The sequence below is a fragment of the Streptomyces sp. NPDC008238 genome (genome assembly GCF_042956445.1).
Lineage (GTDB): Bacteria > Actinomycetota > Actinomycetes > Streptomycetales > Streptomycetaceae > Actinacidiphila.
Genome location: NZ_JBIBGK010000002.1, coordinates 809,767 through 824,722, shown reverse-complemented (window position 1 = coordinate 824,722; position 14,956 = coordinate 809,767). Strand labels below are relative to the sequence as shown.

General features: G+C 72.8%; 11 protein-coding genes. 5 read left to right on the top strand and 6 right to left on the bottom strand.

Features of this window, described 5'->3' with window-relative positions; genetic code table 11:
• Positions 1 to 19 precede the first annotated feature (19 nt).
• The gene (gene argS, locus ACFZAU_RS08725) at positions 20 to 1,765 is read right to left on the bottom strand and encodes an arginine--tRNA ligase (protein WP_500551573.1); all 1,746 of its coding nucleotides are present in this window, start codon (positions 1,763 to 1,765) and stop codon (positions 20 to 22) included.
• Positions 1,766 to 1,893: 128 nt separating this feature from the next.
• On the opposite strand from argS, the gene lysS reads away from it, so the two are divergent.
• A complete protein-coding gene (gene lysS, locus ACFZAU_RS08720) occupies positions 1,894 to 3,561 on the top strand; it encodes a lysine--tRNA ligase (protein WP_500551572.1) in 1,668 nt (555 codons plus the stop codon).
• A 338-nt stretch (positions 3,562 to 3,899) separates the two neighbouring features.
• Positions 3,900 to 6,515, top strand: a complete 2,616-nt coding sequence (locus ACFZAU_RS08715) for an MXAN_6230/SCO0854 family RING domain-containing protein (protein WP_500551571.1) — start codon at positions 3,900 to 3,902, stop codon at positions 6,513 to 6,515.
• Between the two features lie 96 nt (positions 6,516 to 6,611).
• Here the strand turns inward: ACFZAU_RS08715 and ACFZAU_RS08710 are convergent, their stop codons facing one another.
• The 3 genes from ACFZAU_RS08710 to ACFZAU_RS08700 form a co-directional block, all read right to left on the bottom strand.
• Positions 6,612 to 7,946, bottom strand: a complete 1,335-nt coding sequence (locus tag ACFZAU_RS08710; protein WP_500551570.1) for a DUF2637 domain-containing protein — start codon at positions 7,944 to 7,946, stop codon at positions 6,612 to 6,614.
• Between the two features lie 119 nt (positions 7,947 to 8,065).
• Entirely contained in the window at positions 8,066 to 8,770 is a 705-nt protein-coding gene (locus tag ACFZAU_RS08705) for a DUF3558 family protein (RefSeq protein ID WP_500551569.1), read from the bottom strand.
• Positions 8,771 to 8,835: 65 nt separating this feature from the next.
• On the bottom strand, positions 8,836 to 9,642 hold the full coding sequence (locus ACFZAU_RS08700) for a hypothetical protein (RefSeq protein WP_500551568.1): 807 nt from the start codon (positions 9,640 to 9,642) through the stop codon (positions 8,836 to 8,838).
• Between the two features lie 217 nt (positions 9,643 to 9,859).
• Between ACFZAU_RS08700 and ACFZAU_RS08695 the strand changes: the two genes are divergently transcribed.
• Positions 9,860 to 11,053 (top strand): RtcB family protein, encoded by a 1,194-nt coding sequence (locus ACFZAU_RS08695; protein ID WP_500551567.1) that lies wholly within the window; start codon positions 9,860 to 9,862, stop codon positions 11,051 to 11,053.
• Between the two features lie 84 nt (positions 11,054 to 11,137).
• Entirely contained in the window at positions 11,138 to 12,130 is a 993-nt protein-coding gene (locus tag ACFZAU_RS08690; RefSeq protein ID WP_500551566.1) for an outer membrane protein assembly factor BamB family protein, read from the top strand.
• Between the two features lie 13 nt (positions 12,131 to 12,143).
• Here the strand turns inward: ACFZAU_RS08690 and ACFZAU_RS08685 are convergent, their stop codons facing one another.
• Positions 12,144 to 12,899, bottom strand: a complete 756-nt coding sequence (locus ACFZAU_RS08685) for an SDR family NAD(P)-dependent oxidoreductase (RefSeq protein ID WP_500551565.1) — start codon at positions 12,897 to 12,899, stop codon at positions 12,144 to 12,146.
• 253 nt (positions 12,900 to 13,152) lie between these two features.
• Between ACFZAU_RS08685 and ACFZAU_RS08680 the strand changes: the two genes are divergently transcribed.
• Positions 13,153 to 14,139 (top strand): 2-hydroxyacid dehydrogenase, encoded by a 987-nt coding sequence (locus tag ACFZAU_RS08680; protein WP_500551564.1) that lies wholly within the window; start codon positions 13,153 to 13,155, stop codon positions 14,137 to 14,139.
• 20 nt (positions 14,140 to 14,159) lie between these two features.
• Here the strand turns inward: ACFZAU_RS08680 and ACFZAU_RS08675 are convergent, their stop codons facing one another.
• Positions 14,160 to 14,903: a hypothetical protein gene (locus ACFZAU_RS08675; RefSeq protein ID WP_499606324.1), complete on the bottom strand. Its 744-nt coding sequence runs from the start codon at positions 14,901 to 14,903 to the stop codon at positions 14,160 to 14,162.
• Positions 14,904 to 14,956: the final 53 nt, after the last annotated feature.

Below are 14,956 nucleotides of genomic sequence, written 5' to 3'. Positions count from 1 at the left end.
GTACGGACGCGGGGGCGCGTCAGAGGCGCTCGGGCGTGCGGATGCCGAGCAGCGCCATGCCCTGCCGCAGGGTGCGGGCGGTCAGGTCGCAGAGGAAGAGGCGGTTCTCCCGCAGCTCCGCGGTCTCGGCCTTCAGGACCGGGCACTGGTCGTAGAAGGTGGTGTACGCCGAGGCCAGCGCGTACAGGTACGAGGCCAGCTTGTGCGGCTCGTACGTCTCCGAGACGCCCGCCAGGGTCTCCGCGAACCCGTCCAGCAGCAGACCGAGCGCCCGCTCGGCCGGGGCCAGCGGCAGCTCGGGGTGGGCGATCGGCTTCGCGTCGCCCGCCTTCCGCAGGATCGACTGGATACGCGCGTACGCGTACTGGAGGTACACGCTCGTGTCGCCGTTGAGCGAGACCATCCGGTCGAGGTCGAAGACGTAGTCCCGGCCCAGCGAGGTGGACAGGTCCGCATACTTGATCGCGCCGATGCCGACCTCCTTGGCCCGGTCGGCGACCTCCTCGTCCGTCAGCTCCGAGGACTTCTCCCGGATGACGGTCGCGGCCCGCTCGACAGCCTCGTCCAGCAGGTCGACCAGCCGGAAGGTCTCACCGGACCGGGTCTTGTACGGCTTGCCGTCCTTGCCGAGCAGCGTGCCGAACGGGATGTGGAGCGCCTTGACCTCGTCGGTCAGCCAGCCCGCCCGCTTGGCCGTCTCGAAGACCATCTTGAAGTGCAGGGCCTGCCGGGAGTCCACCACGTACAGCAGCGTGTTCGCGTGCAGGTCGGCGGTGCGGTTGCGGATCGCGGACAGGTCGGTCGCGGCGTAGCCGAAGCCGCCGTCGGCCTTCTGCACGATCAGCGGGACCGGCTCGCCGTCCTTGCCCTTGACGTCGTCGAAGAACACGCACAGCGCGCCCTCGGAGCGCACGGCGACCTTGCGTTCCTCCAACTGCATGCAGGTTTCCACGAGCATGTCGTTGTAACCGGACTCGCCGACGACGTCCTCGTCGCGGATCTCGATGTCCAGCTTGTCGTAGACCGAGTTGAAGTAGATCTTCGACTCGTCCACGAAGCGCTGCCACATCGCCAGCGTCTCCGGCTCGCCCGCCTGGAGGTCCACGACCCGCTTGCGCGACCGGGTCTTGAAGTCGTCGTCGGAGTCGAAGACCGTCCGGGAGGCCTTGTAGAGCCGGTTGAGGCGCGACATGGAGGCCTCGCCCGCCTCCTCGCCGGCCTCGGACGTCCCGTGGTCCAGCTCGTGCGGGTGCTCCACCAGGTACTGGATGAGCATGCCGAACTGGGTGCCCCAGTCGCCGATGTGGTGGCGCCTGACCACCGTCTCGCCCTCGAACTCCAGGATCTTGACCAGCGCGTCGCCGATGACCGAGGACCGCAGGTGGCCGACGTGCATCTCCTTGGCCACGTTCGGCTGCGCGTAGTCGATCACCGTGACGCCGGGGTCCGCCTTGGCGGGCACGCCGAGCCGGTCGTCGGCGGCCCGGGCGGCCAGCGTCCGGGTGATCGCGGCGTCGGAGACGGTGATGTTCAGGAAGCCGGGGCCCGAGACCTCGACGTCGGCGATGAGGCCGTCGTCCTTCGGGAGGGCGGCCACGACCTCGGCGGCCAGCTCGCGCGGGTTCGCCTTGTTCCGCTTGGCGAGGCCCAGCACACCGTTGGCCTGGAAGTCGGCCCGGTCGCTACGTCGCAGCAGCGGGTCGGCACCGAGGGCGTCAGCGACGCGCTGCTGGATCGTGGCGGAAAGCGAGTTGACCGAGGCCATGGGATGGGTGCTTCCTGAGAGGGATCGGAGATCAACCCTCAGTATCCCACGCGCTACCACTCATTTTTCTCTGGGACAATTGCCGGGTACCGCGCTACCCGCTGCACAGGTGGAAGGAAGTCGAGACAGTGGCTCAGAGCACCGAGGCCGACTGGGTCGCCCGCTTCGCGGACGACGTCATCGCGGAAGCCGAGCGGCGGGCTCCGGGCAAGAAAATCACCGTCGCCTCCGGGATCAGCCCGTCCGGGCCGATCCACCTCGGCAACCTGCGCGAGATCATGGTCCCGCACCTGGTCGCCGACGAGATCAAGCGGCGCGGCGTGCCCTGCGAGCACATCCTGTCCTGGGACGACTTCGACCGCTACCGGAAGGTGCCGGCGGGCTACGACCCGTCGTACGCCGAGCACATCGGCAAGCCGCTGACCGCCGTCCCGGCGCCCGAGGGCAGCGCGTACGAGAGCTGGTCCGACCACTTCAAGGCGCCCTTCCGCGAGGCGCTGGCCGCGCTCGGCGTCGAGGTCACCGAGATCAGCCAGACCGTCGAGTACACCTCCGGCACCTACCGCGAGCAGATCCTGCACGCGATGCGCGAGCGCCGGCGGATCGACGAGGTGCTCGGCCGCTACCGGACGAAGAAGAAGGCCGGCGGCGAGGAGCAGGACGACGAGGAGGCCACGCTCGCGCAGGCCCCCGAGTACTTCCCGTACAAGCCGTACTGCACGGCCTGCGACAAGGACCTCACCACCGTCGTCGCCTACGACGACGACACCACCGAGCTCACCTACGAGTGCCAGGCCTGCGGCAACCGCGAGACGGTCCGGCTGAGCGAGTTCGACCGCGGCAAGCTGGTGTGGAAGGTCGACTGGCCGATGCGCTGGGCCTTCAAGGGCGTGGACTTCGAGCCGTCGGGCGTGGACCACCAGTCGCCCGGCTCCTCGTGGATGGTCGGCCAGCAGCTGGTGCGCGAGATCTTCGGCGCCGAGCCGCCCATCGGCCCGATGTACGCCTTCGTGGGCATCAGCGGCATGGCCAAGATGTCCAGCTCCAAGGGCGGCGTGCCGATCGCGGCCGACGCCCTGCAGATCATGGAGCCGCAGCTGCTGCGCTGGCTGTACGCGCGCCGCCGGCCCAACCAGGCGTTCAACATCTCCTTCGGCGACGAGATCTCCCGCACCTACGACGAGTGGGACGCGCTGGAGCGCAAGGTCGCCGAGGGCGCGGCCGCGCCGGTGGACCTCGCGGTGCACTCGCGGGCCGCGCGCACCGCGAGCGGCGAGCTGCCGACCACCCCGCGCAAGCTGTCGTACCGCACCCTCGCCTCCGTCGTGGACATCACGACCGGGGACGAGGAGCAGACGCTGCGCATCCTGCGCGACCTCGACCAGGAGCGGCCGCTGGCCTCCCTGGACGAGGCCCGGCCGCGGCTGGACTGCGCCGAGCGCTGGGTGAACACCCACGTCGAGCCGGAGGCCCGTACCCGGGTGCGCACCGAGCCCGACGCGGAGTCCCTCGCGGCCCTGTCCGGCGAGGAGCGGGAGGCCCTGAAGCTGCTGGTGGACGGGCTGCCCGAGCACTGGTCGCTGGACGGGCTGACCACCCTGGTCTACGGCGTGCCGAAGGTCCAGGCCGGCTTCGCGCCCGACGCCAAGCCGACCCCGGAGATGAAGGTCGCCCAGCGGTCCTTCTTCGCCCTGCTCTACAACCTGCTGGTCGGCCGGGACACCGGACCACGGCTGCCCACCCTGCTGCTGGCCGTGGGCCAGGACCGGGTGCGGGAGCTGCTCGCGGGCAGCTGACCCCGGCTCGTACACGACGGCGGCGGGTGGCCATGCCACCCGCCGCCGTCGTGCGTTCGCGGGGCGAATATTCGAACGCGTCGTGGCGTGCGGCGCGTTATGGTCGTCGGGCGCGGGGCGGCTCCTGGTGTGCTTCCTTCTCTTCACTGCAAATGAACCGAGTGCACCCCCTTCCCGCCCCGCGCGCGCAACCGGCGTCACCGGTCCGGCGACCGGACCGGACCCGGGGCGGCTCCTGGGCGTGCTTCCTTCCCACAGTCATCGCTCCTCTGCGTTCCCGCGAAGGTTGTCAGCGCGCCCACTTCCCGCCCTGAGGTCAACCAGGGGGAGACACAGCGATGTTCACGACCACGACCGCACCCGCCACGACCGTTCCCCGTCCGCTCGCGGCCGTCATGCTCGCCCGCCGCGGAGCCGTCTACCTGCCCTCCGCCCCGGCGGGCGGGTCGCTCGGCAGCGCCGCCGGCGCGGCGCTGCTGGAGGCCGACCTCCTGGACCGCGGCTACCTGATGTCGCCCGCGCTGCGCGAAGCGCTCGCCGGGCGCGGCGAGACCGCGCTGGCCGCCGCGGGCCGCGCGCTGCTGGACGACATCGACGAGGCGCTCGGCGCGGACCGGCCGCACGTGCCGCTGTTCCGCGACTTCCCCATGAGCACGCCGGCCGACACCTTCGCGTTCTACGTCGACCGCGTGCTGACCCTGCTCTTCCAGTACCCGGAGCAGCCGTGCGTCCTGTGCGGCACGGACGGCACCGTCCACGCCGTCTCGCCCTGCGCGCACCTGGTGTGCCGGAGCTGCTTCGACGGCGCTGACTTCTCCGCGTGCCCCGTCTGCCACCGCCGCATCAGGGCCGACGACCCCTTCCTGCGGCCGCGCCGCCCGCGCCGCTTCGGCGGCCGCCGGCGCGCCCTGCCCGAGCGGTTGCGCGTCCTGCACCACGGCGGCGACCTCGCCGCCCGGGACGCGGACGCGCTGCGCGAGATCCACGGGCTCCTCGCCAGGACCGGCGCCCTGAGCCCGCAGGACGCCGACGATCTGGCGGCGCTGCTGGAGACCCGCGACCGGGCGGACGTCTCCTGGCTGCCCGAGCACATCCCGGGCCGGGAGACCAAGGCCCGCGTCCTGGCCTGGCTGCTGGCGGACACCGCCGCCCACGGGACGACGGTCCCGGCCGTGACCGCCCGCATCGACACGGCGACCGACATCCTGCGGCTGCTCGCCGTGCGTTCCGGCGGCGACCCCGGCCTGGTCGACCTGCCGCGCTTCGTCTCGGTGCCCCGGCCGATGCGGCGCGCCCTGCTCGGGGTGCTGGAGGGCCTGGCCACCGACCTCGCCGTGCAGGACATGCGCCGGCACCGGCACGCGTGGCTGCGGGTCGCCGAACAGCTGCACCCCTTCGAGTACGCGGACCGCTTCCCCCGGGCGGCGCTGGCCGTCGCGGCGCTGCGCGACACCCGGCTCGCGGACGGCGACGCGTTCACCACGACCCTGCGGACGGCGGCCGGCGCGGACCCGCGGGTTGACGCGACCGGGACCACGGTCCGCGTGCGCGGCTGGGCGGGCCGGGTCGAGGCCGCGCTGCACGCCATGGACGTTCCGGCCGCTGTCGTACTGCTGGCGCAGCGGCCCGGCGAGTTCGTGCGCCGCCTGGACCACCTGCTGCGGCTGTCGGTCGCCGAGGACGTGCACACCGTCCTGGCGGCGCTGGAACCCGCGGTGACGCGGGTCTCGCCCGCCGTGCTGCTGTCCGCGCTCGGCGAGCTGCGCAGCCGTCCCCACGCGGTCCCCACCCGGGTGTTCTACCCCAAGGGCGGCACCGCCAAGGCGCACTTGGTGGAGGACGACCGGCTGCCGATCGGGGCCGACGTCGTCGCGCGGGCCGTCGCCCTGCTGGAGGCTGAGGTGCTGCGGCGCGCGGCGCAAGGGGAGGCGGCCGACGTCGCCGTCGTGGACGCGGGCCTGGACGGCGTGATCGCGCCGTTCACCGAGCGCACGGCCTGGCGCGCCCTGGTGACGCTGCCGCGCGGCAGCGAACTGCCCGTCCCGGACGGGAGGACCCTGCGGCTGTTCCTGCACTGGATGGAGAGCGAGGAGTCCGGCCGGACCGACCTGGACCTGTCCACGGCCATGTTCGACGCCGAGTGGAACGAGGTCGGCCACTGCGACTACACGCGCCTGCGGTTCGGGGCGGACGCCGCCGTGCACTCGGGCGACCTCACCAGCGCCCCGGCGCCGCAGGGCGCGGCGGAGTTCGTGGACCTCGACCTGGACGCGCTGGCGGCCGCCGGGGTCCGCCATGTGGTCGCGGTGGTCTTCTCGTTCAACAGCGTCCCGTTCGAGGCCCTGGCCGAGGCGTTCGCCGGGCTCATGGTCCGCGACCTGCCCGGGGACCGGGGGCCGGTCTTCGACGCGCGCGCCGTGGAGCAGCGCTACGACCTGACCGGCCGGGCCTCGGCGAGCGTGCCGCTGGTGGTCGACGTGGTGAACCGCACGATGCGCTGGCTGGACGTGACGAGGGGCGTCACCGGCACGCACCACTCGGTCGCGCGGCACGGGGACGACCTCGCCCTGCTCGGCAAGGCCCTGACCGCCCAGTTCGCCTCCGGGGCCCGCGTGGGCCTGGGCGAACTGGCCGTGTGGCAGGCGGCCGCCCGTGCGGCGACCGTGCTGCTGCGGCACGCGGACGGCTCGGTGACGGCGTACCGGCGCCGCGCCGGGGAGCCGGTGGCGGGGTTCGCGGCGCGGATCGGGTCGCCGGACGCGGACGGTGACGTCGACGTGCCCGCGGAGCTCGGGCGGGTGCGGCTGGCCTGGCTGGTGCGGGGGGACCTCGAACCGGCCGAGGGCGCTGAGGTGTTCGCGCTGCACCCGGCGGGGCTGGACGCGGCGCGGGTGCGGCCGCGCTCAGCGGCGGACGTCGTCGCCGCCCTGACCCCGGCCCCGGCGGCCGGGTGAGGCGCTAAGACGCGGTCTCTATGGTCGTACGTCTCATCAAAGGGCTGGGGCTGCAGACCGATCATCGGGCGCCGAACAGTCCGGACTCCGTCAGCCTTACGCGATGTGGTCTTCCATCAGCTGACTGTTGAGACGGGCCGTGAGCCGGTCGTGGATGGTGCTCAGTTCGCGACCGGAGTAGCGGACCCCGTACACGGCCTCGATGTTCGCGGCGAAAGCGCCGGGGGTGGGCATGCCCTCGCCCTCTATCGACTGCCGGAACACCCGGTACAGGTCCTCGTCCGTCGGCATCGCGTCCGTTATGCCCTCGCCGAGAGGACGCGTCCCACCTGCGCCGTTCGGCACCTGTACGGACGGCTCCGGCGCCTGCTCCTGGACCGGCACGGGCATTGGCTCCGGAGTGGGCTCCGGCTCGGGAGCGCGCGGCTGCGGTACCGGGGCCTGCTGCGGCCGTCCGTTGGCGAAGGCCTGATGCTGTGGCGGCGGATATGCAGAAGGCTCGCTGTTCGGGGCGTAGCCGCCCCGGTACTGCACGGGCTCAGGAGCGGCGAACCACTTGCTCGGCTTTTCCACCACATCTGCCTGCGTCGGTGCCTGTGCGGGCGTCATGGCCCGGGCGGCCCTGGACTCGTGATCGGGCACTACGACGGCAGGAGCCGCTGCTTGCGCGGGCCGTAGCTGCGGCTCGGTTCCTGCCGCCGTGAGGCTGGCCGGGGCCGGGGCCGCGGCAGGGGCAGGGGCGGGGGCCGGAGCCGGGAGGTCGATGCCGGCGGCGGCGAGGCCGATGGCCGCGGTCTGCTCCATGGGGACCCCGTACCGGGCGAGCTTCAGCGGCATCAGGGACTCGACGGGGGCCTTGCGGCGCCAGGCCCGGCCGTAGCGGGCGCGCAGCCGGGCGCGGTAGACCAGACGTTCCTGCTCGACCCGGATGACCTCGTCGTAGCTGCGCAGCTCCCACAGCTTCATGCGCCGCCAGAGGCGGAAGGTCGCGAACGGGGCCAGCAGCCAGCGGGCGAGCCGGACCGACTCCATGTGCTTGTCGGCCGTGATGTCGGCGATCCGGCCGATCGCGTGCCGGGCCGCCTCCACGGAGACGACGAAGAGGATCGGGATGATGCCGTGCATCCCGACGCCCAGCGGGTCCGGCCAGGCCGCCGCGCCGTTGAAGGCGATCGTCGCCGCCGTCAGCAGCCACGCGGTCTGGCGCAGCAGCGGGAAGGGGATGCGCAGCCAGGTCAGCAGCAGGTCCAGCGCGAGCAGGACCACGATCCCCGCGTCGACACCGACCGGGAAGACGTTGGCGAACCAGCCGAATCCCTTGGCGAGCGCGAGTTCGCGCACCGCCGCGTACGAGCCCGCGAAGCCGATCGCTGCGATGATCACCGCTCCGGCGACCACCACACCGACCAGGATGCGTTGCGTCCGGTTCATGCGTATCGCGGACACCCGCGACCCTCCCAGGCTCGGAAACTGGCCCGCCCAGCCTGCCACACGGGGCAACGGGCAGGTTGCCCAAACGGGGTGTATCGGTACAGCGGATCCCGCAGTTGTTACGCGTTCGCCGCCGCGACCGCGGTGGCCGCCTCCTTGGCCGCCTTGAGCGCGCGGGCCTTCAGCCCGGACCCGGCCGGGGTCTTCGCGTCCTCGAGGCCCGCGCCGTTGTAGGTGAGCACCAGCACGGCGTTCCCGGTGCGGGCGACGACCGTGACGTCCCGGTACTCCTCCTTGTCCTTCTTGACCGTCGAGGTGACCGCGGTGCCCGCGTCCCACACGCCGTCCACCGTGACCGGAGCGCTCTTCGCGCCCTTCGCCCGGCCGGCCTCGGCGACCTGCTCGGCGTAGCGCCGCTTCGCCTGCTCCTCGGCCGAGCCGAGGCCCGCGACCGTGTCGTAGCGCTGGAGCGAGACGTCCAGCCACCGGTACTGGTAGCCGTCCAGGCCGTTCCACGAGCAGCCGCCGCGCTCGTCGCGCTCGGCGGAGTGGGCGGGGGTGCCCGCGGGCTTCTTCGCCTTGGGGACGAGCGACGTGACCGTCTTGGCGCCGATGACCTGGCAGGGGTCGGGGAGTTCGGCGAACTTCGCGGGGACGGCGCCGGCCGACGGTGACGCGGACTTCGACGCGGGTGCGGAGGCGGTGGCCGCCTTCCGCGCGTCGTCCTTCGACGAGTCCGAGCCGGAGGAGCAGCCGGCGACGAGCATCACCGGCACAGCCGCGCCCACGAGCAGGCGGGCGAGGTGCGGGGCTGATCGGTGCATGGATCCTTCGCTCATTTCGTTGCGTGTCATGTCATGGCACAAACGGCCAGACTACGCGCTTCGTCTCATTCGTCGAGTTGATCTGCCAGCTCCGCGGCCACCTTCCGGGCGCCCAGCTGCAGCTCCTCGCTGGGTGGTTCGACCGATTTGTCCGTGGACCACTGGGAGAGTTCGACGGTGACCAGGACGTTCGCCATGCGGAAGACCACGGTGATGTCGCGGTGGAGTCCGGAGCCCTGGTTCTTGAGGACGTCGTCGAGGAAGGCGCCGTCGCCGAGGTCGTCGAGGGTGCGCGGCGAGATGTCGCCGGTGGCCGTGACGGACGGCGAGGGGGTGTCGGAGGGCGCCGGGTCGCCACTGGGTGAGCCGGGCGGGCTCGCGGTGGCCGAGGCGGAGGCGGCGGCGTCGGCGGGCGCCGTGGCGGCCGGGATGTGTGCCTCCGCGACCCGGCTGTCGTAGTCCGCCGTGGCCTGGTTCTCGTCGCTGACCGATGTGTCGTACGACACGACCCGCTCGAGGTCGATGTGGAGGTAGCGGTTGCCGAGGTCGGTGCGGCCGGTCCACTTGCAGCCGACCTTGCGGTCCGTGTCGAACGTCACGGTCGCCTCGCCCGCGTCGTCGTCCGCCTCCGGCACGAACTTCGCCAGCGTGTCCGGGGCGATCGAACCGCACGGCTCGGGCAGCACCCGGTAGCGGCCGGGAGGGACCGCCGGGCTGGACTGCCTGCCGTCCGGGGTGTCGCCGTTGCGCGCGCCGTCCCCGGTGCCGCCCGACCCGGTGCACCCCGCCAGCGCGGCGACGGCGAGCGCGGTCGTGCACGCCGCGGCCACCAGGCCACGGACCCGGTGGACACGGTCTCCCGTTGGCTGCACTTGAGGTGGCCCCTTCCTCCGGCGATCGGTCCGGCGCCCGCGTAAATCCCTTGGCGGGGGTGGGCGACGGGTAGACACAATGTCTACCGCACACGCTGCGGCCGTCGCCTGATCATGGGGCTGTATGGCTGCTTTAGCCCTTTATTTCGCTTTCCATTGAGACGTGTTGTTTGTGTTGCCTTGATGGAAATCACCGTCCGTCCCAGGGGGGATCGAGATGTCGTACACACAAGTGCCCGGAGTGCGGGTGCCGATCCGCATGTGGACCGACCCGTCCGCGGTCGAGGACGTCGCCATGCAGCAGCTGCGCAACGTCTCCTCGCTGCCGTGGATCAAGGGGCTCGCGGTCATGCCCGACGTCCACTTCGGCAAGGGCGCCACGGTGGGCTCGGTGATCGCGATGCACGGCGCGGTCTGCCCGGCAGCGGTCGGCGTGGACATCGGCTGCGGCATGAGCGCGGTGCGGACCTCGCTGACCGCCAACGACCTGCCCGGCGACCTCTCGCGACTCCGCTCCAAGATCGAGCAGGCCATCCCGGTCGGCCGCGGCATGCACGACGACGCCGTCGACCCCGCCCGGCTGTACGGCCTGTCCGCGGCCGGATGGGACCGCTTCTGGGACGGCTTCGACGACCTCGCCGAGCCCGTCAGGTTCCGCCAGGAACGCGCGACGAAGCAGATGGGCACGCTCGGCTCCGGCAACCACTTCATCGAGGTCTGCCTCGACGAGGACGGCGCGGTCTGGCTGATGCTGCACTCCGGCTCGCGGAACATCGGCAAGGAACTCGCCGAGCACCACATCGGCGAGGCACAGAAACTGCCGCACAACCAGGGCCTGGTCGACCGCGACCTGGCCGTCTTCATCGCGGACACCCCGCAGATGGCGGCCTACCGGCGCGACCTGTTCTGGGCGCAGGACTACGCGAAGCGCAACCGCGCGATCATGATGGCCCTGTTCCAGGAGGTGCTGCGGCGCGAGTTCCGCAAGGCCAGGGTCACCTTCGACCAGGTGATCTCCTGCCACCACAACTACGTTGCGGAGGAGCGTTACGACGGCATGGACCTGCTCGTCACCCGCAAGGGCGCGATCCGGGCCGGCAGCGGCGACCACGGCATCATCCCGGGCTCCATGGGCACGGGTTCGTACATCGTCCGCGGCCTCGGCAACAGCGACTCCTTCAACTCCGCCTCGCACGGCGCGGGCCGCAAGATGAGCCGCAACGCGGCGAAGAAGCGGTTCTCCACGCGGGACCTGGAGGAGCAGACCAAGGGCGTCGAGTGCCGCAAGGACTCGGGCGTGGTGGACGAGATCCCGGGCGCGTACAAGCCGATCGAGAAGGTGATCGAGCAGCAGCGGGACCTCGTGGAGGTCGTCGCGAAGCTCAAGCAGGTCGTCTGCGTGAAGGGTTGAGCCCGGGCGGACGAACGGCGGGTCCGGGGCCGTGAAGGGCCCCGGACCCGCCGTTCGTACGGCGCCGGTGAGTGGGGAGCGGTGATGCGCGAGGGGACCCTGTGGGAGCGGACGCTGCACCAGCGCGTCAACCCGAGAACGCTGGGGATGGCCGGGGACCGGCTCGTCGTGCACGAGCGGTGGAGTCGGCTGGTCTGCCTGGACCGGCGGGACGGCACCGTCCGGTGGGACGTGCCGTTCGGCCTCTGGCCGCGCTCGGTCGTGGTGGCGGGCGACCATGTGCTGGGCATCGCCCAGGACAGCGACGTCCTGCGCTGCTGGGACCTCGCGACCGGGGTCGCGCTCTGGGAGGCGCCCCTGCGGCCTTTCACCGGGCACATCACGGTCGGCGCCGGCACGGTGCTCGTCGGGGGCCGGCGCGGATACTCGCCCCTGCACGCCTTCGACCTGCGCACCGGCCACCCGCTGTGGAGTACCGGCCAACGCCGTGACACCGTCCTGCCGTTGGCCGTCGGGGACTGTGCCCTCGTCGGCGCGGACAGTGGGACGTGCCTGTGCCTGCTGGGGATGCGGGACGGAGTGGAACGGGCCCGGTGGGAGCTTCCAGAACCGCTGACCCCGGTGGACGCCGGGGCGGCCTTCTCCCGGGCAGCGGACGACCGCGTCCTGGTCCGCTGCGGACCGGGCACCGTCGTGGAGGTCCGGGTGGAGTGCGGGACCGTGCGCACCCTCCGGCGCCACGACACCGCGCTCATGGCTGCCCCCGTCGAGTACGCGGGCGAACTGCTCTGGCTGCGCGAACCAGGGGGGTACGCCGTCGTCGACCCGTCGGACGGGTCGCTCCGTCGCCGGGTCGATCTCCGGCAGCGACCGGCCGAGGGCGTGGTTCCCACGGGGTCCGGGTTCCTGGTCGGCGGTGACCAGGGCACCGTGCTGCGCCTCGACCCCGCCGGGCGGGTGGTGGCGCGCACGGCCGTGAGCCGGCGCGTCTGCGCGATGCGCCCCGCGGGCCCGGACGGCCACCCCGAGCACGTCGTCGTGGCCACCCGGGGCACCCTGCTCGCGCTGCGCCTGTGATCCCGCCGGGCGGCTACGGCTCCCGGTGCACCCGGTGCTGGGCGGCCTGGGCGCGGGGGCGGACGACCAGCAGGTCGACGTTGACGTGGGACGGGCGGGTCACCGCCCAGGTGACGGTGTCGGCGACGTCGTCGGAGGTGAGGGGCTCGGCCACGCCCGCGTAGACGGCGGCGGCCTTCTCCTCGTCCCCGTGGAAGCGGGTCAGGGCGAAGCCCTCGGACTTCACCATGCCGGGGGCGATCTCGACCACGCGGACCGGCTCGCCCAGCAGCTCCAGACGGAGGGTGCCGGCGAGGGCGTGGGTGCCGTGCTTGGCCGCCACGTAGCCGCCGCCGCCCTCGTACGGGGTGAGGGCGGCCGTGGAGGAGAGCACGACCACGGTGCCGTCACCGGACGCGATCAGCCCGGGCAGGAAGGCCTGGACGGTGTGGAGCACGCCGAGGACGTTGACCTCGTACATCGTGCGCCATTCCGCGGGGTCGGCGGTGGCGACCGGGTCCGCGCCGAGGGCGCCGCCGGCGTTGGCGAACAGGACGTCCACCCGGTCGAGCGAGGCGGCGAGCGCGTCGACGGCGTCGCGGTCGGTGACGTCCAGGGCGACGGCGGCCGCCGAGTGGCCCGCGGCGGTGATCTCCTCGGCGAGCGCTTCCAGACGGTCGGCACGGCGGGCGGTGAGCACGACGTGGTAGCCGGCTTCGGCCAGCCTGCGGGCGGTGGCGGCGCCGATGCCGCTGCTCGCGCCGGTCACGACTGCGGTACGGGGGCTCATGGTCGTGCTGCCTTTCGCCGGTCGGGGGTCGGGGGTCGGAGGTCCGAGGTCAGGGGGTCGGGAGGGGCAAGTGCCCGCCTACGCTTGCAGCATAGGCGCGTGGCGCCGCGCCCTCTCGGTGCGGTCCGCCGGGTGGACCGGAGCACGGACACCTCGGGCGCCCCATCGGCGTGGCGGTCCCGGCACCGCCGGGTGCGACCGCCCCGCCGGCGGTCCGCGCGAGCGGACCGGCGAACGGACGGAGTGACGGCGCATGGATGGACCGAAGAACGTCCTCGCGGTGGTCGCGCCGCACGTCGGGGGCCGCCGCATCGGGGCCGCCCTGGCCGGGCTCCTCGAGGGGCGGGCCGCCGTCACCGTCGTCGAGTCCGCGGACGAGGACCCGGACGCGCTGGCCGCGGCCCACGTGATCATGACGGCGCTGGCCCCCGTGACGGCCGGGCACCTCGCCCGTGCGCCCGTCCTGGAACTCGTCCAGTGCACCAGTCACGGCCACGAGCACGTGGACGTCGCCGCCGCCCGGGCCCGGGGCGTGCCCGTGTGCACCATCGGCTCCAGCGGGGTGGAGACGCAGAGCGTCGCGGAGCAGGCCTTCGCGCTGATGCTCGCCCTCGCCAAGCGGATCGTCCCCGGGCACGAGGCGCTCTCGCGCGGCGAGTGGCCGCTGCCGGACCTGCAGCGCTCGCTGACCGGGCTGGACGGCCGGGTCCTCGGGGTGATCGGCTTCGGGGCGATCGGGCAGGCCGTGGCCCGGCGGGCCGCCGCCTTCGGGATGAGCGTCCTCTACACCTCGCGCGGGCCCGTGCCGGCCGCGACCGAGCGGCTGCTCGGGGCCCGCGGCGCGCCGCTGGAGGAACTGCTGGCGGGCGCCGACTACGTCTCCGTCCACGTCCCGCTGAGCGACGCGACCCGGCACCTGCTCGACGCGCCACGCCTGGCGCTGCTCAAGCCCACGGCCTTCCTGGTCAACACCGCCCGCGGCGCGGTCGTCGACCAGGACGCGCTAGCCGACGCCCTGGAGGCCGGGCGCCTGGCGGGTGCCGGGCTCGACGTCTTCGACCCCGAGCCCCCGGCCGCCGGGACGCGCCTGCTGCGGGCGCCCAACGTCGTCCTGTCGCCGCACGCGGGCGGGGCGACCCGGGACACCCTGGTGCGGATCGCGCAGGCCGCCGTCCGCAACGTCGTGGACTTCCTCGACAGCCGTCCGCCGCGGGACGTCGTGACCGCCGCGGAGGCCTGACCGGGAGGCCGCGGCACGCCTCAGGCGCTCTGGTCGCCCTCCACGTTGGTGCCCGGGCCGAGACCGGCGAGCGCGTCCTTGGCCACCGCCAGGGCGGCGTCGCGGACCTCGGAGTCGTCCGGCGCCTTCTTGTTCTCGAAGTCGCTGCCGTTGTAGGTGACGGTCACGACCGCGTTGCCCTTGCGGAACACCACGACCGCCTCGCGGGTCTGCTGCTTGTCCTCGGTCGACAACTCGACCGACAGGGACGCCTCGTCACCGATGCCGGGGGCCGCGATCGACTTCTTCAGGCGCTTGTACGAGGCCTTCGCCGCCGACTCGCCGTCCTGGCCGCCGCTGGTCGTGGACACCTCGAAGGTCACGTCGAGCCAGCGGTAGTCGAAGCCCTTCAGGGCGTTCCACGAGCAGCCGGTGCGGTGCGAGGGGTCGGTGAGGGACAGCTGCTTGCCCGCCGTCTTGGCCTCCGGCACCAGCTTCTTGATGGTCGCGGTCTTGATCGCGGTGCACGGCGCGGGCGGCTTGGAGTAGGTGGCGGGCACGTCTTTCGAGCCGTCCGATCCGGAGTCGGAACCGCCGGAGCCGGAACCGGAGTCCGGACCCGAGCCGGAGTCCGACCCGGACGGTGCGGCGGAACCGGTCTGGGATCCGTTCGCCGACGTGCGGCCGGCCTCCTCGTGGGACGAGGAGGCCATCGTCCAGCCGACGATGGCGAGGATGGCGGTGGGCAGCAGACGAGCCGCCAGGGTGAGGGGCAGGGACGCCACGGCGGTCTTCTCTTCGTCGATCCTGAGGAACCTGGGGCTGAGGAGGTGAACGT